Origin of the sequence: Streptomonospora arabica, from assembly GCF_039531585.1 — a bacterium.
GTDB lineage: Bacteria > Actinomycetota > Actinomycetes > Streptosporangiales > Streptosporangiaceae > Streptomonospora > Streptomonospora halophila.
In genome coordinates this window covers 39,389-62,762 of record NZ_BAAAQI010000020.1, presented here as the reverse complement: position 1 = coordinate 62,762, position 23,374 = coordinate 39,389, and the positions used below count along the sequence as shown (strand labels likewise).

The window sequence follows — 23,374 nt, the reverse complement described above, 5'->3', positions numbered from 1 at the left end:
GCCAGTGACCACCACCACGAGCACCGACGACACCGCAGGCCGCGGCACGCTCTCCTCCGCCGAGGCCTCCGAGCACGCCGCCGCGATCACGGCGCTGGCCAACACCGCCGGATCGGCGGTCCTCGGCGGTGCCGACACCGTGCGCATGGCCGCCGTGGCGCTGCTGTGCCAGGGACACCTGCTGCTGGAGGACGTGCCCGGAGTGGGCAAGACACGGCTGGCCCGCTCGCTCGCCGCCGCCGTGGGCGGCGAGCACCGGCGCGTCCAGTTCACCCCCGACCTGCTGCCGGCCGACCTCACCGGCGTCAACGTGTTCAACCAGGCCAGCGGCGCGTTCGACTTCCAGCCCGGGCCGATCTTCGCCAACGTGGTGGTCGCCGACGAGATCAACCGCGCCGCACCCAAGACCCAGGCGGCGCTGCTGGAGGTCATGGAGGAGCGGCTCGTCACCGTCGACGGGGTCCGCTACGTCGCGCCCGACCCGTTCCTGATCGTGGCCACCCAGAACCCCGTGGAGTTCGACGGAACCTACCCGCTGCCCGAGGCCCAGCTCGACCGCTTCCTCATGCGGCTGTCGCTGGGCTACCCGGACGAGGCCGCGGAGATCGCGATCATGCGGCGCCGGGGCCTGCCCGACCCCGACGACCTGCGCCCCGCCGCCGACGCCGCCGGGCTGGAGCGGCTGCGCGCGGCGGGCGAGCGGGTGCACGTGGGCGACGCCGTCTACGCCTACATCCGCGCGGTCGCCGACGCCACGCGCAACCACCCGCGGCTGCGGCTGGGCCTGTCGCCCCGCGCGACCGCCGCCCTCGCCCACGCGGCCCGCCACCTCGCGCTCGCGCTCGGGCGCCCCTACGTCATCCCCGAGGACGTCGAGCGCCTGGCCGCGCCGGTGTGGGCGCACCGCCTCGTCCTCACACCCGAGGCGCAGGTCGGCGGCGCGAACCCGGCCGACCTGCTCTCCGAGGTGCTGCGGCAGGTGCCCGCGCCCCAGCCCGAGGCAGTGGTGGGCGGCTGATGCCCACACAGCGGGGATGGGCCGTGGCCGCGGCCGGGCTGGCGCTGCCGGCCCTGGGCGCGCTGCTGCAGTACCGCGCCCTGGTGCTGCTGGGCGCGCTGGCCGCGGCCGCCGTCGCGTGGGGGGCGCTGACGGCCCTGTGGCGCCGGCCCGCCGGCGCGCGGGCGCACCGGGCGCCGGCCGTGGAACGCACGTCCCCCGGCGAGGACGTCGACGTGTCGGTCATCGTCGAGGCCGCCCGGATGCGCGGCCCGGTGCTGCTCGCCGAGCGGATCGGCCAGGACTCCGGCACCCGGTGGCTCGGCCTGGGTCCGGTCGCCCCCGCCCGCGGCGGCGGCGCCCTGCGCGCCGGCTACCGGCTGACACCCGCGCGCCGGGGCGTCATCGAGCTCGGGCCCCTGAGCGTCCGCGCAACCGACCCGCTCGGCCTCGCCACCGCCGGCACCAGGGCCGGAGGGAGCCGCCGGCTGTACGTCCACCCCCATTGGGAGCGGCTGCGCGCGCTGCCCGCCGGGCTGGAGACGGCCCCCGAGGGCGGCCTGGACAACGGGCGCAGCGGCACCCAGACGTTCCGCGGACTGCGCGACTACGCCCCGGGCGACGACATCCGCCACGTGCACTGGCGCCGCACCGCGCGCGCCGGTCGGCTGCTGGTGCGCCAGTACTCCGACACCGCCCAGACCCGGCTGGCGGTGCTGCTCGACGACCGCGCCGAAACCCAGGACACCGCGGGTCTGGACGCCGCCGCCGAGGCCGCCGCCTGCGTCGTGGCCACCGCGCTGCACCACCGGGTGGCCTGCACCCTCACCCTGGCCAGCGGCGCCGCCGCCCACGAGCGGCTCGGCCTGGCCGCCATGCTCGACCTGCTCGCCGCGGCCGCCCCCGTGCCCGGCGCCGACCTGGCCGCACGGGTGCGCGCCCTGGGCGAGGGGCCGGTCGGCGGCGCCGCCGTGCTGATCGGGTCGCGGCTGGCGGCGGCGGACCTGCGCCCCTTCGCGGCCTCCGGCGAGACGGCGCACCGCCGCGTCGCCGTCCACGTGGGAGAAGGCCCCGAACCCGAGCCCGTGGCCGGCGTGTCGTCGGTGGCGGCGCGGTCGGCGGCGGAGTTCCGGTCCGCGTGGAACGAGGCGCCATGGACACGCTGACGCTGCGCCGCACCGCCGATCCGGCCGGGCCCGGCGGCCGTGGCGGATCGCGTGTGCTCACCCGCACGGGCGCGGGAGCCGTCGCCGCGGCCTGCGCGGCAGGTGCGGTCGCCGCCGCTCCCGGCTACGCGTCGCCTCTCGGCGCCGCCGTCGCCCTCATCCCCTGGGCCCCGGCCGCGGTCGCGCTCACCCTGCTCCTGCTCCGGCGGCTGTCGCCCTTCGCCGCGCTGCTCACCGGCGCCGCCGCGGCCCTGGCGGCCACACTCCCGCTGGCGCTGGCGGCACCGGGCACCCGGGGCGACCCGCTCGCCGACGTGGTCGGCGCCCTGCCGAACGCGGGCGCGCGCATCCTCGGCAGCGTGCCGCCCCTGCCGGTGATGGTGGACACGCTGCTGCTGCCCGCGCTGGCCACCTGGCTGGGCGGGGCCGTCGCCGCCTTCGCCTGGGCCTCGGGCCGGACGCTGACCGCGCTGCTTCCCGGCGTGCTGCTGCTGACCGGCGGCACCGCGCTGAGCGCCTCCGCGCCCGCTGCGCTGTGGGCGGCCGCGCTGCTCGCCGCCTCGGCGGGCACGGTGCTCGCCCTGTCGGCGGCGGCCGCGGGCCCCGGAACCCTCGCGACGCCCGGGCTGTACGCCGAGGCGGCACCGTCGGCGCGCTCGGGGCCCGGCGGCGGCCGCTGGGCCATGCGCATCGGCGCCTGCGTCGCCGTTTGCGCCCTCGCCGCCGCTGCCGCGCCCGCCGCCTTCGCGCCCTGGCAGGCGCGGCCGCTCGACCCGCGGGCGGGAGTGCGTCCGCAGGCGGTCCCCGAGGCCGCGCCCAACCCGCTGGGCTACCTGTCGATCTGGGCGGCCAACCCCGACACCCCGCTGCTGGAGGTCGAGAGCAACCGCGCCACCGTGCTGCGCTGGGTGGCCCTGGCGGACTTCACCGGCACCACCTGGCTGCCCGAGAGCCGCTACCGCACCACCGGCCGCGTGCTGCCCGCGCCCGAGCCCGCCGCTCCGCACGCCACCCGCCAGGAGGCCGCCGTCACCGTCACCGGCCTGCCCGGGCCGTGGCTGCCCGTTGTCGGTGCGCCCCGCTCCCTCGACGCGCCGGGCGCCGCGTTCGACGCCGCGTCGGGCACCGCGGTCCTCGCGCGCGGCGACGCGTCGGGGTTCGCGTACACCGTCAGCGGCGACGTCGCCCAGTGGCGCGCCGCCACCCTGGCCGGGCGCGGCGTGCCCCGGTCGGCCGCGTTCGACGCGTACCGCTACCTGCCCGAGGAGCTGCCGGAGGAGATCGCCGGCATCGCCGCCCAGGCCTCGGCCGACGGCGGAGCCTACGACCGCGCCGTCCGCCTGGCGCGCTACCTGCGCACCGGCTACACCTTCGATCCGGGGGCGCCCAGCGGGCACGGGCTCGCCGACCTGCGGCGGCTGCTGGTCGAACCCGGCCGGCAGGGCGGGGGAGGCACCTCCGAGCAGTTCGCCTCCGCGTTCGCGGTCCTCGCCCGCGCGGCGGGGCTGCCCAGCCGCGTCGTCGTCGGCTTCGGGCCCGGACAGCGCGGCGACGGCGGCACGGCCACCGTGACCACCGGAGACGCCATCGCCTGGGGCGAGGTCTACTTCTCCGGGGTCGGCTGGGTGCCCTTCGACGTCACTCCGGGCGGCCGCGAGGAGGGCGGGGACCCCGAGGAGCCGGCCGCGGCCGAGGCCGAGGACCGCGGTCCGCACTCGGTGGGGACCGAACCGGAGGGCGGGGACTGGGCGCCGGCGCCGGACGCCTCGGCGCAGCGTCCCGACGACGCGGCCCGCGTGTGGCTCGCTCCCGGCACGGCCGCGGCGGCCGCGGCAGCGGCGGCGCTGCTCGTCCTCGCGCTGCGGATGCGCCGCTCGCGCCGCCGCCTGGCCGCCGGGCGCCCGCCCGGCGAGACGGTCCTGGGCGCGTGGCGCGAGTTGCGCGAGAACCTGCGGCTGGCCGGGACGGGCGGGCTGGCCGGAAGCACGGTCACCGGGGTGATCAGGGCGGCCGCGGGCGCCGACCCCACGGGGGAGGGCGTGCGCCGGCTGCGCTCGCTGCACCGGTGCGTCAACGACCTCGCCTTCGGCCCGACCGGGAGCGTCTCCCACGAGCGGGCCGGGCGGGCCGCGGAGGAGGTGCGCGGGTACGTACGCGACCTGCGCGCGGGACAGCCGCGGGCGCGGCGCTGGAGTTGGTGGCTGGATCCGCGACCGCTGTTCTGGCGCGGACGATAGAGGGGCGAAGGGGGCAGACGATGGCGGCCGACGAGTCCGCGCCCGAGGTACCGGGTTACCGGATCACCGGACTGGTGCGCGAGACCGAGCGCTGGCGGCTCTACCACGCCAGGTCCGAGCGGACCGGCGAGGCCGTCCTGGTGCGCGCGCTGCGCGGGGACGCCGGCGGTGACCAGCCGCCGTACGCCCTCTGGCGCGAGGAGCCGCCGGACTCCTATGCGGCCCTGGTCGAGCGGGAGGGGCCGCTCGCCCCGGAGCGCGTCGCCGACGTGGGACTTGCGGTCGCCGCCGAGCTGGAGCCGCTGCACGAGGCGGGCATGGTCCACGGGGACATCGCGCCGCACCGGCTGCTGTTCCGGGGGTCCAGCGCGGAGCTCGCCGCGAGCAGGACCGCCGGGCAGCGGGACGGGGCGCCGTTCCCGCCGCTGGCCCCGGAGGCGCGCCCGGCGGCGCACCTGCCGCCGGAGGCGTTCGCCGGAGGGCGCCAGTCGCCGCGCTCGGACGTCTACCTCCTGGCGTCGGCGCTGTGGACCCTGCTGACGGGCCGCCCGCCGCTCGCCTCCGGTGAGGGGGAGGACGGGCCGGGCGCCGGCGCCGAGGCGACGGGCGAGCGCCGGCGCCGAGCCGTTCCTCCGGAGCCTCCGCCGGCCGGGACGCCGACCGCGCTCGTCGAGGTCCTGGAGACCGCCCTGGCGGAGGACCCCGCCCAGCGGCACGCCGACGCCCGCGCCTTCGCCCGCGCACTCGAGGCCGCCCGCGGCCAGGCGCCCCCGCGCCCCCGCTCGGGCAGCGGCGCGGCGGCGATGGGGGCCGGGACGGCGGAAGCCGGTGTCGGAGCTGCAGAACGCGACGCCGCGCAGGCGGCGGCCGCTGCGGCGGAGGCGGGTGTCTCGGCCGAGGCGCCCGGTGCGGCCGGGGCGGCGGAGGAGGGCCTTGCGGAGGAGGCGGTCGGGGCGGCCGCGGAACCGGCGCCGGGCGATCCGAGCGCGGGTGACCCCGTGCACCCCCGATTCCCCCATGAGCCGGCCCGCTCTGAGCGGGACCGCGGCGCGTTCCCGGAGCCCGGGGGCCCGGCGGCCGAACAGCACACAACGGCCGAGCACACGACGGCCGAGTCACCCACCCCGCCGTGGGAGCCGAGCGGCGATGGGCCGGCCGAGGACCGGCCGGTGGCGTCCGAGCCGGGTCCGGCACACAGCCCCGAGCAGCCAGCGGAGGCCGAGGTGCTCGGGGAGGAGGCCGAGGCAGGCTCCGCCTTCGAGGGGCGGCATGAGACCGGCGTGGCGGGAGGCCGCGAGCGTCCGACCGACCGATACGCCGACGCCTGGTGGAACCGACCGGCCCAATCCGCCGAGGCCCCGAACCGTGGGGCTGAGTCCCGTGCCGGGTCGGGGACTCATACCGGACAGGACTCCTCGGAGTATGGCGACGGACGTGCCGCCGGTTCGGCGGGCGGTTCTGCGGCCGCCGCGTGGCCGCAGGAGCCGCCGTCCGAAGCAGCGGATCCGGTGAGCGGGGACCGTGAGTCCTTCGGCGCCTTTGGCCGCTGGAGCGACGGCGTCGGCTCGGGCGTTGGCGAAAGGGTCGCAGGCGGCGGCGTCGGTGATGGTGCCGGTGACGCCGCGCCGGGTGGTGTTCCGCGACCGGGTGGACCGGTCGTCTCGGAGTCTGGCGGAGGTACCGCTGAAGGTCCTGCGAGCGCTGTTGGGGGCGGTGCGCGGTCGGAGGAGGCGGCGGCGGGTGCGTCAGGGCTCGTGAGTGGGGGTGGTGAGTCCTTCGGTTCCTCGGGCCGCTCGGGCGAGCGATCGCCGACCGATTCGGCGGCCGCCGCCGGTGGGGTGGAAGGGGACTCCGGTCTCGCTGCGAGTGCGCAGGGTGGCGGAGGGGCGGTGCGCTCCGTTGCTCCGGCTTCGGTAGGCGCCGCCGGCGACGGGACCCTGCCGAGCAGTGTGCACCGCCCCGATGCGGAGCCCCGGGTTCCCGCCCACGCGCCGGACAGCGGTCCGACCGAACAGGGACACGGCGACGCGGCTCCGCCGGACGGGGGACGCCCGTCCGGCGACCGCTACGCCTTCGCCCGGGTGCTCGTCACCGCGGTCCTCGCCGCCGGGATCGCCGTCGCCCTCGTGGGCGGTGCGGCTCTGGGCGTGGCGTGGTGGATGGGCTCGGGTGCGGTCGGAGGCCGGCAGGCCACCGACCCCACCGCGCAGCCCCGCGGCGAGGCTTCCGCGCCGATCCCGCCGTCCCTGCCGCCGCAGGCGTCGGAGAACCCGGCGCTGGCGCCGACGGACGTGCGGATCGTCTCCGACGAGGGCGACACGGTCACCCTGTCCTGGGCCGACAACACCTCCGGCCGCGCCTCCTACCACGTGGTCGGGGGGCCGGTGGGCACCGCGCCGTCCACGCTCGCCGAGGGGGAGCCGCTGTCCACTCGGATCACGATCACCGGGCTCAACCCCTCGTTCGACTACTGCTTCACCGTCATGGCGGTGGCCAGCGTGGACGAGGTCGCCCCGTCCGAGAACGCCTGCACCCAGCGGGCGAGCGACGTCTGACCGGGCGGTGCGGGGCCTCGCTCCGCCGTCCGCCGGTTCGGCCGCCCCCACCCTCTCGCCCTCCCGGTCGAAGTCCCCGGGCCGGTGCTGCGGCGATTCCGGCGGCCGCCGGTCGGGCCCGGGGCGGCATGGGCAACGGAACCGGGGCGGCTCGTCACGGGCGGCTGCAACACCCCCCGGTTCGGGGCGCGACGCCCGGGCCCGGACGCGGTCCGTCCTGCGGGCGGTGCGTCCGGGCCCGGGGTGCGGTCACCGGGGCGCCGGGGTCAGCGCCGCGCCTTGCCCATCCTCAGGGTGCGGTGACTCGGACTGTCCATCGGCGACTCCGGGCCGCCGCCCTGGCCGGTGGTGGACATCTCCATCAGTTGTCCCACCAGCCCGAGCGGGTTGCCCCAGGCCAGCTCGAAACCGCCTCCGGCGGAGGCCCCTTGCTGCTGCCCCTGCCCTTGGTCGCCGTAGTACTCCAGGTCGTTGTCGAACCTGTAGGTGTTCCCGTTGTTCCTGCGGTCGTCGTTGTTTCCGTTCCCGTTCCGGTCGTTGTCGCCGTTGCTGTTGTCGTCGCCGCCCTTGTTGCCGCCACCGCGCTTCACCTGCACGATGCTGCCGGAGAAATCGGTCTTCCCCGCCGTGTCGGCCTGCACGACCGACGCGTCGGCCGTGCTCACCGTCGTGAAGGTGTCGTCGTATTCGCGTTCGTAGCGTTCGTTCAGATAGGGCTGGTTGAACTCGTCGAGGATGTTGGGCGCGGACTGCGCGGGTGTCACCATGCGGTTCTCCTCACGGCTCTCCTCACAACTCCTTCCCGCTTCCTTTCACGGACTCCTCCGGCGGCGGCCGGGCGGCCGCCGCGCAGCGCCCCTTCCGGCCGCGCGGGCGGTCACAGGGTCTGGAGCTGGACCGCCTGCAGCGCCAGCCCCTTGTCGTCGCCGGAATAGGCGGCCGTCACGGGGCTGAACCCGTCCGGGATCATCGCTGTGCGGCTGACGAACTGGGCGCCGGGGATCTCGTTCCCTTCCTTGGCGCGCAGCTCCCGGTCGGACTGGTCGGGGACGCGGCCGGCGTACTGCACGTCGCCCTGGCCCCTGTCGTTCGCGTCGGCCAGTGCCTGGATCGCCGCCACGAGCAAGCCGGCGATGGCGCCGAGAGGGCCGAAGTTCCCCAGGGCGCCCAGGATCGAGTTACCTTCGCTCGATTCGGCGGCCTGCTGCTCCTCCTGCTGCTGTTCTTCGTCGTCGCCGGACATCTCGTCGACCGCCCAGTCGACCGCCTGGTCGGTGACCGCTCCCGCGACAGCGCTGCCGATGGCTATGCCGGCGGCGGCGAGAAGTGGGAATGGCATGTCTCCTCCTTTCCGTCGTGCCTCGTCGTGCATTCGCACCTCCGGTGCTCCGGAGGGGTCTGGAAGGGCGTGTCGCGAGACGCGTGGTGATGGACGCGCGTCAGTAGCGGAAGGACACGTGCACGTGGTCGTAGTGGTTCTGGGTGTTGCTGCCGCGGTCCTCCATCGGCCTCCAGCAGCTCTGCGCGAAGGAGCCGGCGTCGGTCTCGCCCACGCACGTCGGGTCGCCCTGGGCCGGGTTCCAGATCCGCTGGTGCCAGATCACGTACTTCACGCCCATCTGCCGGTGGTTGCGCATGAGCCAGCGCGACAGCTCGAACCCGACCGCGTTCTGCGCCGCGGTGCCCCGGCTGCCGTCGACGTTGGTCATGTAGTCGCAGGCCTGACCGGTGCCGTGGTCGGGCGGCCCGGCGCGGTAGCAGCCGCGCCAGCCCGGCTTGTCGAACTCGGGGAAGGCCGCGAGCGTGGCCTTGTAGCCGTTGCAGGTCAGCTCCGTCACGCGGCCCGCCGAACCGCAGTCGACCAGGGCACCGCCGGGATCGATGTCGCCCGCCCTGTAGCCGATCTGCTGTGCGCGGTCTCCCCCCGTGCCGCCCTCCGTGCCCGCGCCGAAGGTGTCGATCGCCTGCACACCGGCCACGGCGGCGAACACCGCGGCGAATCCGAGGGTCAAACCGGCTCCGAGGCTCGCCCGTCCGGCCTCGGGGCCGCGCACGCGGGCGCGGCGGGTGCGGGCCACCTCAGATCAGCCCCTCGCCGCGCATCGCCTCGATGTCCTGGGTGTCGCTGACCCCCATGACCAGCCAGGCGCCGCCGTCGCGGCGCAGGGACACCTGGTAGGTGCCCAGCTCCAGCGGTTCGCCGCCGCTTCGGCCGCTCCCGCCGCCGGCCGGTTCGGCCGACAGCACGAGCTCCACGGTGATCGCCTCGGCGCTGACCATGGGCGCCACCCGCGCCTGGGCCGCACCCTCGGTCGGCTCCGCCCGTTCGGCCAGCCGGCGGTGGAGCGCGAAGGCCGCCGAGCCCTCGACGTCCAGGGTGCGGGCGTAGCCGGAGTCGGCGCCGGAGCGAAGACCGTCGAAGTAGGCGGCCTCGCCGGCGGAGGGGGCGAAGGTGCCCATCCGGCGGGCGTGCTCGGTCGCGGCGCGAAGCGCCCGCTGGAACTCCCGCTCGGACACCGGCATCAGCTCGTCCATCGAGGCCTCCGGCCCCGAACCGCCGGGCTCCGCGGCCGGCGGCGCGCCGGGCTCCGGTGCGCCGCCCAGCCGCGTCACCCCGAAACCCGCCACCAGCGCGAGCAGGACCACGATCAGGGCCACCGCCAGCCGGTCGCGGCTGAGCAGGGGGGTTCTCATGCTGGGCTACCTTCCTGTTCGCGGCCCGGTCGTTCGCGACGGGGTCCGCAGGGCTCGGGGACCGCTCTCAGACCTGCTCAACGGCGTCCTCCTCGGCGGAGTCGTCGGCGGGGAACAGGTGGCTGACGCGCACGATGGTGCGAAACTCCGGCTGGCTCCACACGCCGGAGTCGTACTCGTGCTCGTGGATCTGGGCCCACCGGTCGACGCTGGAGCTGTAGGCCTCGATCACCATCAGCCGGCCGTCGCGGCGCCCGGTGACCATGGAAACGTGCGTCGGCATGCCCGATCCGTTGCGGCCGGTGAGGATCATGTCGCCGGGCCGGATCTCGTCCCAGGTCACGCGCTTGGCTTCGGACATCCGGAACATGGTGTTCGTCGTCCAGCGGTGGTCGACATAGCGCTGCGGCAGCCCCGCCGCCTTGTAGGCCTCCCAGAGCAGGCCCGAGCAGTCGTAGCCGTTGGGGCCGACTCCGCCCCACACGTAGGGCTTGCCGCGCTGGTTCCGCGCGAACTGGATCACTTTCCCGACCGCTGTGCCGTTCAGCGCGCCGTCGGAGCAGTCCGTCCGGGTGCCGTTGGGCGGAGCGACGGTGAAGTCCCCGCCGCTGTACTGGGCGGCCTTGGCGCTGACCGCCTGCTGGTAGGCGCCGCCCTGCCCCGAGCCGTGGTAGCGCCCGACCGCCCACTCGATGCTGTGGCCGCGGTCCATCCAGTAGCGGAGGAAGCCCGCCGCCGAGTGCACCGCGTCGGCTGGATCCCACACGTTGATCCGGCCGTCGCCGTTGCCGTCGACGCCGAACCACTGCCCGTTGGTGCCGGGCGCGGCGGTGCGCTCGGACGCGGGCTGGTCCGCCTCGCCGCCCCAGGTGTTGCCGGCGTCGCCCAGCGGGCCGCCGGTCTTGTTCGTGACGGGGTGCTTGATGCCGAACTGGAGAGGGCCGGCCGCGCCGGCGGGGTTGGCGGTGCCGTAGACGATGCCGGTCGGCAGCCGGCCGAGTCCCGGGTAGGCGGCGTTGTCGGCGATGCGCCCGTGGTTGGTCTCGCGCCACGACAGCCCGGCCACGTACTCCCAGGGGACGTTGAAGTGGTCGCCCGCGTCGCGCGCGTACCCCAGGAAGTTCTCCGGGATGGAGTCCGCGGAGGCGTTGCCGGTGTAGCCGCCCAGCGAGGTCGAGCAGCCGCCGCCCGGTCCGCCGCCGAACCCCAGGTAGTCGAAGATCTCCGGGCCGCTGACCACGACCAGGGTCGAGCCCATGAACAGGCTCGCCCCCAGGCTGTAGGAGAGCGTGCTGCGGCCGAGGTCGCTCAGCCGCGCCCGGCGGATCCGGGCGAACCGGCTGCGCAGCGCCCGCGCGAGCGCGCCCGGCAGCGCCCGTGCCCGCGCGGCGGGCCGGGGCCCGCCCCTGCGCCGATCGCGCGCGCCCACCTCAGCGCGCTCCGGCGTCGCCCAGCGCGGCGTCGTGGAAACCGCTCACCCGCCAGCCGCCGCCGCGCTCGGCGACCGTGGCGGCGTACTCGAAGCGGCGCTCGGCGCCGCTGGACGCCGTGACGTCGGCGCGGACCACATAGGTGACGCTGCCTTCCGCCAGGTCGCGGATTGCGGTCACCTCGGTCTCGACGTCGGCCTCCTCGGCTGACGCGGTCGGCACCGGCTCGCCCTGCACCGGCGGGGCCGCGCCCTCCTGGGCGAGCATGTCGGCGAAGCCCGGGGTGGCCAGCTCCGCCAACCGGTCGCCGCGGTCGGCGGCGCCTCCGAAGTAGGCGGCGGTGAACTCACGGGCGACGCCGGCGGCCTCCTGGAGATCGGCCTCGGAGTCGGGCAGCAGCGCGGCGACGTCGACCTCGCCGCCGCGTCCGCCCGGGTCCGCGGCGGGGCCGCCCGGGTCGGCGGAGGGCGCGGGGCTTTCGGCGCCGCCGGAGGAGAGGCGCATCACGGCGAACCCGGCGGCCAGCGCGATGACGATCACCGCAGCCGCGGCAAGCGCGATCCGCCGGGAACCCTGGTTGTCGTCGTTCACGGTCGCCTTTCTTCCGCATTGCCGAAAATTTCTGAAGAACGGTGTGCGGTTTCTCGTGTTCCGTTATCCGGGACCGGGTCGAACGGAAATGAATCCGCACGGACCCGGATCCGGTTCCGCGGACACTTCGGACCCCCGGAAGGCGGTCGGGGGTTCCGGGGAAGGGTGTCCGCAGGCGGACACGAATTCCTCGGGAAAAGCGGGAACCATCCCCGCCTCCGCTGCGTCACGCGCACTCGCATGCGCCCGCGCGCAGAACGTGGAAGCGGGTTCCCGCAGGTGGCGAGGGTGCGGAAAAAATTCTTCGAGAATGCGGAACCGCAGAGGAATGGGAGTCCGTCTATCGCGGGTGACGACGGGCACCGGCGCCCGTCGCAGGTGATCTTCGAACGGTCCGCGAACAGCGGCGTGAACGAAAGGGGAGCGACGTGGCCGTGGAACTCGGTCGGCGCCTGGGCCGCGAGCCCGGCATCCGCGGCGCGCCGGCGGCGGAGGCGCCGCCGGTGGACGCGGTCGTCCTGGGCTGCCACGGCGGAGCCGGCGCCACCACGCTGGCGGAGCTGCTGCGAACGCCGTGGGACCTGGGCCGATACGAGTCGGGCACCCGGCGCATCGAGACGTTCGGCCGTCCGCTGGTGCTGGTGGCGCGCGACAGCGCACCCGCCTCGGCGCGGGCGGTCGAGGCGGTCACCGGAGTCGCCGAGTCCGGGGCGGCGATCGCCTGCCTGGTGGTCGTCGCCGACGGGTCCGGGCCCGAGCCGCGCGAGGCCGCGGCCCGGATCCGGCTGATCGAGGACCGGGTGGGCGAGATCGTCCGGCTGCCGTTCGCGGCCGGGATCCGCTACGCGGACGCCGCCGACGTGGGGAAGGTCGACCTGCCGAAGAAGGTCGAGCGGGCCCTGTCCAGAATCCGGTCCGCGTGCGGAACAGGCGGGTCTGGCGATTATGGGCACGAATGAGCGAGGAGTAGAAGTATGAACCTTTTTCTGGCGGGTTATGTCAAGGCCCAATCGGCGGCCATCATCGCGTTCAACACCACGCTTAAGGACTACGAATGGGGTGAGGGGATCAGCATCCCCTCGGGTGCGATGAGCTCGATCAACACCCTTTTCATGTGGGGGCGGGGCGTCGTCGTGGTCATCGGCATCATCGGCGTGCTGTTCTGCGCCGGGAAGATGGCGGTCGGCAAGTTCGGGCGTTCGGACCTCGCCGCCGAAGGCGTGGGCGGCCTCGTCTGGACGATTCTCGGTATCTCGCTGATGCTCATCGCCATTCCGGCGATCACCTTGCTGCTTCCGGCGCAGCAGGCGTGACCCGCGGCACCCGTCCGTGCGGCCCGCCCGGCGTTCTTCCGCCGCGCGCGGCGCGGCGCGCCCGATGACACCGCCGGCGGCCGTGCGCCCCGCCGCCGGCACCCATCCACTGCAACCAGCGCGGAGGACGGCGTGAACGCCCTGCTGTACACCTCCATCGCGGTCCACGGCGCCGCGCAGCGCGCGGTCGACGCCGCGGGACCGCTGCCCCTGACTTGGAACCCCGAGCCGCAGCTGCCCAGCCAGGTGCTCCCGGCCCTGGACCAGATCTTCGCCTGGGGCCGCGGAATCGTCGCGGTCATCGGGATCATCGGCGTCCTCTACTGCGCCGGGAAGATGGTCGTCGGCAAGAGCGGCCGCTCCGACCTCGCCGCCGAGGGCGTGGGCGGCCTGCTGTGGACGTTCATGGGGATCTTCCTCATGCTCGTCGCCGTCTCGGTGGTCACGATGCTGCTCTCCACCCCCGCGGACGAACCCGAGTACCCGATGCCGACCTACGAGCCCGACCCCGAGTTCACCGGAACCGTGTGATGCGACGGCCCGGAGGCCCTTTCGGCGCAGACGATCCTCACCGAGCAGCCAGGTGATGCCATGAACGACCGATCGGCCCCCGTACTCGCCGCCCGCGCCTGTCCCGAGGTGGACGGCCAGGAGCTGTGGATCTCCTGCGGCAACACGATCCTCGGCTGGGTCATGGGCCTGGGCGCGGCGATCGCGGTCATCGCGCTGCTGATCATCGCCGGGAAGATGGTGCAGGCCAACTTCACCGGCGACCCCTGGATCGCCGCCCGCGGCATGGGTGAGCTGCCGTGGGTGCTGCTGGGCGTCGTGCTGCTGATCGTGGCAGCCCCGATCGTGGCCGTTCTGCTCCAAGCCGGCGGAGGCGGCGGCGGGGACGGCGGGACGCGCTGGGTCGAGTACACGCGTGAACAGGATCCCGGCGAGCCGCCGGACGGCGGCGGCGGCGACAACAGCGACAGCGACGACCAGCCCCGGACCATCTAGTCCGCGCCACCGAGTCCGCGCCATCCGCGGCCCGCCCCAGCCCTCTCACGAGCCCCTGAGCAGGAAGTGCCATGTCCCTTCAGCAGATTTCCGAAGACGTCGGCGAGCTGATCGCGCCGGCCATCGAGGGCATCTTCAACATCCTCTGGGACAACCCGGCGGTCGACAACAACAACGACCTCGCCGGCAGCGACGGGATCTCCGCCTTTCAGGACCTCGTGTTCCCCCTGGTCACGCTGCTGGCCACCGCCGGACTGCTGGTCGCGGCGATCCGCCTGCTGTGGCACCGGCGCCTCGACCCGATGATGGACACCGTCAAGGCGCTGCTGGTGCTGGTGTTCACCACCTTCGCCGGGATCTTCGTGATCCAGGGCGTGGTCGACTTCTGCGACTCGCTGGCGGGGTACCTGCTCGCCAACGGGGTCGCGGCCAACTTCGGCGCCGAGCTCGGCAACGACCTGACGGACATCCCCGAAGGCGACGTGCTCAAGGGCGGCTTCCGCCTGCTGCTGGGCGTCCTCGTCGGCATCGCGGTGGTGGTCGGCGCCGTCATCCAGATCGTCGCGCTGTACTACACCCAGGGCGTCATCTACATCTGCGCCGCCGTGCTGCCCCTGGCCGCGGGTGCGGCGATGCTGCCCGGTCCCGGTACCAACATCTTCTCCAAGATCATGGGCTGGCTGATCGGCTCCATCCTGTACAAGCCGGTCATCGTCCTCATCTACGCGCTGGGCTTCGTCTTCTACGCCGAGTCGCGCGGCGACACCGACGGCGTCTTCCAGTACTTCCTCGGCGTGGCGCTGATCCTCATCGCAACCGGTGCGCTGCCGATGCTGTGGAGCCTGCTCGGCACGATGGCAACCAAGCTCACCGGCGGCGCCATGGCCTTCGGCGCCGGCGCGGGCGCCTCCTCCGCAGGAGCAGGAGGCGGCGCGCAGCCCTCCGGCGTACCGGGGTCCTCCAGTGGCGGGGTCTTCGGCGCGAGCACGGCGGGGCACGGTGCCGGGAGCCGGGCGGCCACCGTCGACCAGGGCCTGCCCTCGGCCTCGGCCATCTCCACGTCCGGCGGCGGCGGAGGAGGCGGACTGGCGGCGGGCGCCGCCACGACCGCTGTCAGCGCCGGAGCGGGGGCGGGCGGAGCGGGGACGGAAACGGTCGGCGCGGCCGGGGGCGGCGGCGCCGACGGCGGTGGAACCGGAGGCGGAAGCGGCGGTTCCGCGGACAGTGCGGCCTCGCCCGACGGCGCGCGCGACTCGGGCGCGGACACGCCGGGCGGCCAGGCAGGCCACGCCTCGGCACAGGACGGCCAGGGAGCCGACAGCCCGGGCGGCGCGGGCGACTCCGGCGGCTCCGCGCTGCCGTCGGGTGCCGGTACGACCGCGTCCGGCAGCGCCTCGGTCACCTCGGCGTCGAACTCGGGCGGCATCTCGGGCGGCGCGCCGTCCGGCGGCGCCGTCCCGGCGGGCGCCTCAGGAGGCTCGGCCACCTGGGGCGCGTCCGGCGCGGGCGGCGCCGACGGCACCGCACCGGCGTCGACTGCGGCCACACCCTCCGGCGCCGCCGACCCGGGCCAGTTCTCGGCGCCCGCCGCCGCCGGCGGCGGTTCGGCAGACACCGGTGGGTCGTCGTCGGTGCCGACGCCGTCGGGTGCGGGTCAGCCGGGGCACAGCGTCCAGTCGGCCTCCTACAGCGGCGGGGCGTCGGGCGGCGGGGCGGCCGCGGCTTCGGGCGGCGGTGCGCCGACGCCCTCGGGTGCGGGGCAGCCGGGGCACGGCTCGGCCCCCACCGCCGCCGGAGGCGCGCCCTCCAGCGGCTCCACCGGGGCGCCCACCCCCTCCGGCGCGGCGCAGCCCGGCGAGTCCGGCGGCACCACCACCGGCGCCCTCGGCCCCCCAGGGCCCTCCGGGGCGGCGGTGCCCGTATCCGGAGCGCCCGCCTCCGCACCGGCCTCCGACGCCCCGCCCGCGTCCGCCGACTCCGGCGCCGTCGCCGACGGGGCCTCCGGAACCGACGCCGACCAGCCGCCCTCCGGGGCGCTGTAGCCCGGGCCGCCAACACAGGACACGCACGATCCAGACCGAGGACGGGACACATGACACTGCGGACCTACGGCGGGTGGCGCCGCAAGCGCAGCATCGGCCTGCTGGGGCTGGGCTTCATCCCCACCATGATCCTGATGGGCTGCCTCATCGCGCTCATGCTCGTGGCCTTCGTCGACCAGCGCTACGCCGCCTACCTGGTGCCGCCGCTCGTGGTGGTCTTCGGCGTCGCGCTCGTGCCGGTCCAGGGCACCTCGCTGCTCGCCTTCATCCTCACCCGGCTGCGGTGGTGGTGGGCCACCGTCCGCGGACGCACCCGCTACCGCGCCGGCGTCCTGGTCGAGCACCCGCGCGCCCTGCAGCTGCCGGGCGTGCTCGCCCCCATCACGCTGCTCTCCGCCGAGGACGGGCGCGGCGGCCGCTTCGGCATCGCCTGGAACCGGCGCCTCGGACACATGACGGCCACCCTGAAGGTCTCCTCCAACTCCGTGTGGCTGGCCGAGACCGGCGACGTCGACACCTGGGTGGCCAACTGGCACAACTGGCTGGCCGGGTTCGGCTACATGCCCTGGGTCCCCTGGATCGCGGTGACCGTCGAGTCCAGCCCCGACCCCGGCGATACGCTGCGCGACCAGGTCGCGGCAGCGGTCGACCCCCAGTCGCCGCAGGCGGCCCGGCGCATCCTCGGTGAGCTGGTCGCGCTGGCGCCCGCCGTCAGCGCCGAGGTCGAGACCCGCATCTCCGTCACCTTCGACCCGCGCCGGTTCCCCACGCCGCCCAAGGGGCGCCTGGAGGCCGCCGCCGAGTTGAACAACCTGCTCAACCAGATCGAGAACGGGCTCGGCGGGTGCGGCGTCAGCGTCGTCGGGCGCGCTCGGCCCGAGGAGATCGTCGCCGTCGTCCGCAGCGCCTACGACCCCGCCGCCCGCGGCGCCGTGGCGCAGCTGCTGGAGTCCGGCGGCGCGATCGAGACCGACAACTGGTCGGAGGCCGGCCCCATCGCCGCCGAGACCCTGCACGACCGCTACGTCCACGACAGCGGCACCAGCGTGGCCTGGGTCTGGCAGCAGGCGCCGCGCACCCACGTCACCAGCACGGTGCTGTCCCAACTGCTCGCGCCCACCCGCTGGACCAAGCGCACCACCCTGCTGTTCCGGCACTGGCCGGCCTCCTCGGCGGCGCGTGCGCTGGAGGGCCAGAACACCGCAGCGCAGTACAAGAGTGAGATGTCGGCCCGGCTGCGCCACCGCGTCAGCGCCCGCGACAGCCAGGACCTCGCCTACGCGCGCCAGGCCGCCCAGGAGGAGACGCTGGGCGCGGGCCTGGTGCAGATGAGCCTCTACGCCTCGGTCACGGTCGAGAACCCCGACGAGCTCGACCGCGCGGTCTCCCACACCGAGTCGTCGGCCGAGACCTCCCGCATCCGCCTGCGGCGGGCCTGGGGCAGCCAGGACGTCGCCTTCGCCACCACTCTGCCGCTCGGGGTCTGCCCGCCCTACCTCGCCCAGCGCAACTGAACGAGTCCAGAGCCAGGAGACGCCCATGGCATCCAGCACCGACACGGCCGCGACCGAGCAGCCGCTCGCGCCTCCGGGCGCCGGCGACGACCGTGCCGAGCGCCGCCGCAGGCGCGCGCGGCGCAAGAACGAGCACCGGGAGCAGCGCGCCGCCGCCCGCACCGCGTCCCGGCCCGACCGCGGGCGCCGCCGCCCGGCCGGCGAGGAGGGCGCCGACGACGCGGCGCTCGGTCCGCTGCCTCCCGTGATGGGCTGGGGGCAGCGCGAGGGCGGCGCCTCGGTCAACATCCCGCACGTGCCCGAGTTCCAGGCCACCACCGCACAGGCCTGCGGCCTGTTCCCGTTCGTGACCAGCAGCAAGCCGCCGTCGGTGGGCACACCCATCGGGCGCGACCTGCTCTCCGGCGAGGTCGTGTGCCTGGACCCGCTGGCGTGGCTGCGCTCGGGCCTGGTGACCAACCCGGGCTGCTTCGTGCTCGGCCAACCCGGGACGGGGAAGTCCACCCTGGTCAAGCGACTGATCACCGGCGCGGTCGCGTTCGGCACCCGCGCCATCGTGCTGGGCGACACCAAGCCCGACTACACCAACCTCATCCGCTACCTCGGCGGCCAGGTCGTCGAGATCGGCCGGGGGATGGACCGCATCAACCCGCTGGACTCCGGGCCGCTGGGGTCGTCGCTGGAGCTGCTCGGCCCCGAGGAGCGGGCCCAGCTGCGCTGGGAGGTGCGTTCCCGCCGCATCTCGCTGCTGATGGCGCTGTGCACGCTGGTGCGCGAGGACCGCATCAGCAACGCCGAGGAGGTCGTGCTCGGCGCGGCGGTGGACCTGCTCGACGAGCGGCTGGGCGACGGTGTCCAGCCCACCGTGCCCGACGTGCTGCGGGTCATCGAGGAGGGGCCCGACGGGCTGCGCGCGCTGGCCCGCGCGGGCTCGGCCGACCGCTACGACGAGCGCGTCGACGACCTCGTCTTCACTCTGCGCCTGCTGTGCACGGGCTCCCTGGCGGGCGTCTTCGACGGTCCCACCACCAACCCCGTCGACCTCAACGCGCCCGGTATCAGCGTGGACATCTCCCGCGTGGGCGCGGCCGGCGACAAGCTGCTGACCGCGGCCATGCTGTGCACCTGGAGCTACGGCTTCGGGACGGTCGACGCGATGGGGCTGCTCGCCGAGCAGGGCGTCATGGCCCCCCGTTCCTACATCGGGGTGATGGACGAGCTGTGGCGCGCGCTGCGCGGCGCACCCGGCCTGGTGGAGTACGCCGACTCGCTCACCCGCCTCAACCGCAGCAAGGGGATGGCCTCGGTGATGGTCACCCACTCGCTCAGCGACCTGGAGGCGCTGGCCAACGAGGAGGACCGGGCCAAGGCGCGCGGATTCGTCGACCGGTCGGCCATCACCATCCTGGCCGGCCTGCCGCCCCGGGAGCTGTCGCGGGTCAACCAGATCACCCCGCTGACCGAACCGGAGCAGGGCCTGGTCTCGTCCTGGTCCTCCCCCGACTCGTGGCAGCCCGGCACCCTGCACCCGGGCCGGGGCCGCTACCTGATCAAGACCGGCGCCGAGCGGCTGGGCATCCCGGTGCAGATGACCCTCACCGGCGACGAGTTCGACCTCTACGACACCGATCAGGCGGTGAACAGGGCATGAGAGGCATGGCATGGCAGTCCGACAGGTTCCAGCCGCGCGGCGGCGCCATGGCGGCGGGCACCCCTCCGCTGCTGGCGGTGCTGGCGCTGTGGGGCGTGGTCGGCCTGGTAGGGCTGGTCTGGGTGGCGGCGTGGCTCGCCGCGCTGGTGACCTCGGGCGAGGTCGCGCCGTTCGGCGCCCGGTGGATCCTCTGGCTGGTAACCGGTGACACCGCCAAGGCCTGGCCGGGCACGCCCACCCTCGTGGTGGCCGCGTTCTGTGCCGTCCTGGCCGCGGGGCTGGGCTGGGGCGGGCGGACGGTGCTGCTGGCGCTGCGGGCGCGGCTGGGCAGCGAGGGCGACCCGGTCGCGGCGCTCAACGTCGGCAACGACGACGTGGGGGAGCTGTCGCGGCCCGCGGCCGCGCAGAAGTCGCTGCGGCTGCGCAAGACCACGCTCAGCGGTTCGCACAAGGAGCTGGGCGACCGCGACGTCGGGCTGGCTCTGGGCGAGGTGAAGCTGCCTGGCGGGCGCAGCGGCCCGAAGCTGTTCGCGTCCTGGGAGGACACGGTCCTGGCCTACATGGCGCCCCGGGCCGGCAAGACCACCGCGCTGGCCATCCCCTACGTCCTCAACGCCCCCGGCCCCGCCCTGGCGACCAGCAACAAGGGCGACGTGTGGTCGGCGACCGCCGCACTGCGCGAGCAGCGCACCGGCGAGCGCGTGTGGCTGTTCGACCCCCAGCACATCACCCACCAGAAGCAGGAGTTCTGGTGGAACCCGCTGCGCCACGTGCGCACCGTCGAGGACGCCTACCGGCTGGCCAGCCACTTCGTGCTGACCATCGACGACGACGATTCCAAGAAGGACATGTGGGGGCCCGCCGCCAAGGCGCTGCTGTCCCAGCTGATGCTGGCCGCGGCGCTGGCCGGCGAGTCCCTGGGCCGTGTGGGGGAGTGGCTGCACGACGCCAAGCAGCCGCGCCCCATCGAGGTCCTGTTCGACCACGGCTTCACCGCCTACGCCGAGGCGCTGCGCGAGACGCAGAACATCGTCAGCGAGACCCGCGACGGCATCTTCACCACCGCACGCACCGCCGCCCGCTGCCTGGACGACCCCGAGATCATGGAGTGGGTCACCCCGCCCCCGGCGGGCTCCGGAGCCGACGAGTTCGACCCGCGGGAGTTCGTGCGCTCCCGGCAGACCCTGCACCTGCTCAGCAAGTCCCGGGCCGCCTCCGCCCCGCTGATCGCGGCGATGACCGACGCCGTGTTCATCTCCGCCGAGGAGGCCTCGGAGGGGATGGGCGGACGGCTGGACCCGCCGCTGGTGGCGGTCCTGGACGAGGCCGCCAACATCTGCAAGATCGCCGACCTGCCCGACCTCTACTCCCACCTGGGCTCACGCGGGATCGTGCCGGTCACCATCCTGCAGAGCTACCGCCAGGGGGTGCGGGTCTGGACGGAGAACGGCATGGAGGCCATGTGGTCGGCCGCCACCGTCAAGCTCTTCGGCGCGGGACTGGACGACCAGAAGATCGTCGAGGCGCTGTCCAAGCTCATCGGGCAGCACGACGTGTCCACGACCTCGTTCAGCTACGGCGACGGTAAGGGCAACCACTCGGTGCAGCTGCGGCGCCAGGAGGTCATGGAGGGCGCCGACATCCGCCGCATCGGCAAGGGCGAGGCCCTGATGTTCGCCACCGCGGCGCAGGCGACGCTGCTGAAGATGTGCCCCTGGTACACCGGTCCCGACTCCGCCGCGATCGGCGCGGAGATCTCCCGCGCCGAGTCCTCGGTGACCGAAGGCGCTCAGCGCAGGTACGCCGTCGCCGACAGCCATGACGCCTAGACCCAGGGGCGGGCGCCGCGCGGGCCCCGCCGGAGCGCGCCGCCGCACGGTGGCCGCCGAGAGGAGTGGAGCAGGACATGAGTGAGGAACAGCGGCCCGCGGCCCCGGCACCCGCCCGCGGCGACGCCGGCCCGCGGCCGCCGCGCTTCGACACCACCGACGTGCGCGGCAGCGTGGGCACGCCGCTGGCCGACCAGCTGCAGCAGACCCCCTCGGCCATCGGCGAGGCCGTCATGGAGGCGCTCATGGCCTTCCTGCGCGGCAACTCTCGTACGAGCCGCAAGGCGGTGCGGGCGACCGGCAAGGGCGTCATGGTGGCCGGAGCCGTGCTGGCGCGGGCCCGCCGAAACCGGGCGGCCAAGAACGCCGAGGAGAACAACCGGGTCGTGCACCCGACCAACCGCACGCCCGCCAACAACCGCGACGTCGCGATCGCGCGCGCCGCACGCGACCACGCCGGCGACCGCGAACTGACTCAGCGCGTCAAGGCCGCCGTCGCCGCCAACCCCGACGTGTCCGAGGACGTCCGGCGCGCCGTCACCGGGCCCGACGGCGACGGCGCGGTCGAAGGTGTGCTCGCCTCGGTCGAGCACACCGACGTGGCGGCGGCGCTGGCCGTGCCCAAGCGCCAGGACGAGCTGATCGAGCGGGTGAGCCGGGAGTGGACCGAGACCCTAGGCTTCGACGGCGACTTCGCCGACGCCTGGCGCCACGCGGCGGCCAACCCGGAGATCGCCGAGAGGTCGGGCGTGGACGCGGGCGAGCCCGCGCAGGGCTCCTGGGCCCGGTTCGCCGCCTGGGACTCCCGGACCGCGCCCGGCGACGAGGAGCTGGCCATGCTCAACGGCGCGTGGCTGAGCGCCGTCGCGTCCCTGGAGCCCGAGTCGGCCGACGTGCGCCGCGCCGTCGAGCGGGTGGTCGCCCGCTGGGAGCCGCTGGTCGCCGAAAGCTACCGGCGCAACCTCATCGGCCAAGGACTCGCCACCGGTCGGCGCGACCTCCAGTCGGGGGAGATGGACCGCATCAGCGCGATCGAGGCGGCCATGGTGCACGTCGACGACCCCGGACGCGGGCACGACGGCGGCCGCCCGCTGACGCTGCCCGAGGCCTGGGAGCGGGCGCTGGAGGACCCGCAGGCACTGCGGGACCGGGACGACCGCCAATTGCGCGACCTCGTGGAGTCGTGGAGCTTCAACGCCCTGCGCAGAGGCGGGCGCGCGATGCGCTTCGCCGACGAGGCCGACGCGGCCCTGGCCCGGTTCGCGGGGCACCTGGAGGCGGCCAACCCCGAACTGGGCGCGGAGTACCGGCGGCGGCTGGAGCAGGGCGGGCCGCCGGTCCAGGCCTACACCGAGGTCTCGCGCGCCGCCATCGGCCATCCCTTCGACCCCGCCTCCCGCCTGGCCGAGCCGGACGGCGGGAGCGGCGGCGACGAGGAGCCGCCCGTGCGGTCGCAGCAGGGCGAGCGCGTCCGCGAGGGAGCCGTTCAGGTGGCCGACGCGACCGCGGACCGCGCCGCCCAGCCGGCGTCGGGCCTGGTGGCGACGGTGCAGGCGGGAGCGCAGCCGAGTCACGGCGACTTCACGGAGGCCGACTTCGCACGGAAGGAGACCCTCGACCCGCCGGCGGGCCTGGCGACCCTGGGCGGCAGGTACGCCCTCAACCGCCGCAGGGCCGCCGCGAAGAGCCGGGAGGCGCGCAGCGGTTCGGCGTCGCTGTGACCGCGGCCGCAAGTACCGGCGGAGCAGGGCGGAGGAGTGGCGCGGCGAACCGGATACGGGGCGGGCGGCAGGCGGCACGCGGTAGAGCGGCGGGCGGCACGAGGTAAAGCGGCAACGCGGTAAAGCAGCAAGGCGGCAACGCGGTAAAGCGGCAACGCAGCAAGGCAGCAGCGAAAGGACGGCAGCGACGATGACCACAACCCCCGAAACGACCGCCCAGGCGCCGGAGCCCGGAAGCGGCGAACGCGAATACGACGCCTATCCGCAGTCCGGCGCCCAGCAGAACACCCCGGTATTCCGAAACGTCGAGGAATTCGTCACTTACCGCTTCCTGCCGATGTACACCCGCGCCGAAGGCGGCCAGTTCCGCTGGTGTAAGGAATGGTGGCGCCACCCCGAGGCCGTTTCGCGCTTCCACGCCCTTTGGCACGCCTGGGAGGTGCTGCGCTGGGAACCGGGAACGGGAATGGCGGTGTGGTACCGCGACCACCTCGACTACCAGATGGCGTTCCTGCTCGCCGACACCGGCCCGTTCCGCGAATGCACCTCCCGCCGCCACCAGGACCCCCGCCCCCTCCCGGCCGACCCGGCCCCGGAGGGCTGGTTCGAGAACGAGTGGTAACCACCGG

The 23,374-nt window shown here is 74.9% G+C and carries 20 protein-coding genes; 14 read left to right on the top strand and 6 right to left on the bottom strand.

Features of this window, described 5'->3' with window-relative positions; all coding sequences use genetic code 11:
- The first annotated feature begins 4 nt into the window (after nt 1-4).
- Genes ABD284_RS22780 through ABD284_RS22765 form a run of 4 tightly spaced genes read left to right on the top strand, consistent with a single transcriptional unit; the run spans nt 5 to nt 6,955 of the window.
- Complete coding sequence (locus ABD284_RS22780) at nt 5-1,018, top strand: AAA family ATPase (RefSeq protein ID WP_344147357.1); 1,014 nt, start codon at nt 5-7, stop codon at nt 1,016-1,018.
- On the top strand, nt 1,018-2,163 hold the full coding sequence (locus ABD284_RS22775) for a DUF58 domain-containing protein (RefSeq protein WP_344147354.1): 1,146 nt from the start codon (nt 1,018-1,020) through the stop codon (nt 2,161-2,163). The genes ABD284_RS22780 and ABD284_RS22775 overlap by 1 nt, the downstream gene beginning before the upstream one ends.
- A complete protein-coding gene (locus ABD284_RS22770; RefSeq protein WP_344147351.1) occupies nt 2,151-4,400 on the top strand; it encodes a transglutaminaseTgpA domain-containing protein in 2,250 nt (749 codons plus the stop codon). The genes ABD284_RS22775 and ABD284_RS22770 overlap by 13 nt, the downstream gene beginning before the upstream one ends.
- Nucleotides 4,401-4,420: 20 nt before the next feature.
- Complete coding sequence (locus ABD284_RS22765) at nt 4,421-6,955, top strand: hypothetical protein (RefSeq protein WP_344147348.1); 2,535 nt, start codon at nt 4,421-4,423, stop codon at nt 6,953-6,955.
- A 266-nt stretch (nt 6,956-7,221) separates the two neighbouring features.
- Here the strand turns inward: ABD284_RS22765 and ABD284_RS22760 are convergent, their stop codons facing one another.
- From ABD284_RS22760 to ABD284_RS22735, 6 genes are all read right to left on the bottom strand, one after another.
- Nucleotides 7,222-7,722 (bottom strand): hypothetical protein, encoded by a 501-nt coding sequence (locus tag ABD284_RS22760; protein ID WP_344147345.1) that lies wholly within the window; start codon nt 7,720-7,722, stop codon nt 7,222-7,224.
- A 110-nt stretch (nt 7,723-7,832) separates the two neighbouring features.
- The gene (locus ABD284_RS22755) at nt 7,833-8,294 is read right to left on the bottom strand and encodes a hypothetical protein (protein ID WP_344147342.1); all 462 of its coding nucleotides are present in this window, start codon (nt 8,292-8,294) and stop codon (nt 7,833-7,835) included.
- 100 nt (nt 8,295-8,394) lie between these two features.
- The gene (locus ABD284_RS22750) at nt 8,395-8,967 is read right to left on the bottom strand and encodes a VldE C-terminal domain-containing protein (protein WP_344147339.1); all 573 of its coding nucleotides are present in this window, start codon (nt 8,965-8,967) and stop codon (nt 8,395-8,397) included.
- Between the two features lie 67 nt (nt 8,968-9,034).
- Nucleotides 9,035-9,649 carry a hypothetical protein gene (locus ABD284_RS22745; RefSeq protein ID WP_344147336.1) on the bottom strand — a complete coding sequence of 205 codons (615 nt, stop codon included), beginning with the start codon at nt 9,647-9,649 and terminating at the stop codon, nt 9,035-9,037.
- 67 nt (nt 9,650-9,716) lie between these two features.
- Entirely contained in the window at nt 9,717-11,078 is a 1,362-nt protein-coding gene (locus ABD284_RS22740) for a C40 family peptidase (protein ID WP_344147332.1), read from the bottom strand.
- Between the two features lies 1 nt (nt 11,079).
- Nucleotides 11,080-11,670, bottom strand: a complete 591-nt coding sequence (locus ABD284_RS22735; protein WP_344147329.1) for a hypothetical protein — start codon at nt 11,668-11,670, stop codon at nt 11,080-11,082.
- Nucleotides 11,671-12,098: 428 nt separating this feature from the next.
- Here ABD284_RS22735 and ABD284_RS22730 point away from each other — a divergent pair, with 428 nt between their 5' ends.
- The 10 genes from ABD284_RS22730 (at nt 12,099) to ABD284_RS22685 (ending at nt 23,367) form a co-directional block, all read left to right on the top strand.
- Nucleotides 12,099-12,629, top strand: coding sequence for a hypothetical protein (locus ABD284_RS22730; protein ID WP_344147326.1), 531 nt, complete (start codon nt 12,099-12,101; stop codon nt 12,627-12,629).
- Nucleotides 12,630-12,644: 15 nt separating this feature from the next.
- Nucleotides 12,645-12,983 (top strand): hypothetical protein, encoded by a 339-nt coding sequence (locus ABD284_RS22725; protein WP_344147323.1) that lies wholly within the window; start codon nt 12,645-12,647, stop codon nt 12,981-12,983.
- 132 nt (nt 12,984-13,115) lie between these two features.
- Nucleotides 13,116-13,514, top strand: coding sequence for a hypothetical protein (locus ABD284_RS22720; RefSeq protein WP_344147320.1), 399 nt, complete (start codon nt 13,116-13,118; stop codon nt 13,512-13,514).
- A 60-nt stretch (nt 13,515-13,574) separates the two neighbouring features.
- Nucleotides 13,575-13,988, top strand: coding sequence for a hypothetical protein (locus ABD284_RS22715; RefSeq protein ID WP_344147317.1), 414 nt, complete (start codon nt 13,575-13,577; stop codon nt 13,986-13,988).
- Between the two features lie 71 nt (nt 13,989-14,059).
- A complete protein-coding gene (locus tag ABD284_RS22710; protein ID WP_344147314.1) occupies nt 14,060-16,030 on the top strand; it encodes a hypothetical protein in 1,971 nt (656 codons plus the stop codon).
- A gap of 50 nt (nt 16,031-16,080) precedes the next feature.
- Entirely contained in the window at nt 16,081-17,544 is a 1,464-nt protein-coding gene (locus ABD284_RS22705; RefSeq protein ID WP_344147311.1) for an SCO6880 family protein, read from the top strand.
- A 25-nt stretch (nt 17,545-17,569) separates the two neighbouring features.
- The gene (locus ABD284_RS22700; protein ID WP_344147308.1) at nt 17,570-19,195 is read left to right on the top strand and encodes a hypothetical protein; all 1,626 of its coding nucleotides are present in this window, start codon (nt 17,570-17,572) and stop codon (nt 19,193-19,195) included.
- 5 nt (nt 19,196-19,200) lie between these two features.
- Nucleotides 19,201-21,024, top strand: coding sequence for a type IV secretory system conjugative DNA transfer family protein (locus tag ABD284_RS22695; protein WP_344147305.1), 1,824 nt, complete (start codon nt 19,201-19,203; stop codon nt 21,022-21,024).
- A gap of 77 nt (nt 21,025-21,101) precedes the next feature.
- Entirely contained in the window at nt 21,102-22,745 is a 1,644-nt protein-coding gene (locus tag ABD284_RS22690) for a hypothetical protein (protein ID WP_344147302.1), read from the top strand.
- Between the two features lie 190 nt (nt 22,746-22,935).
- Nucleotides 22,936-23,367, top strand: coding sequence for a DUF4913 domain-containing protein (locus ABD284_RS22685; protein WP_344147299.1), 432 nt, complete (start codon nt 22,936-22,938; stop codon nt 23,365-23,367).
- Nucleotides 23,368-23,374: the final 7 nt, after the last annotated feature.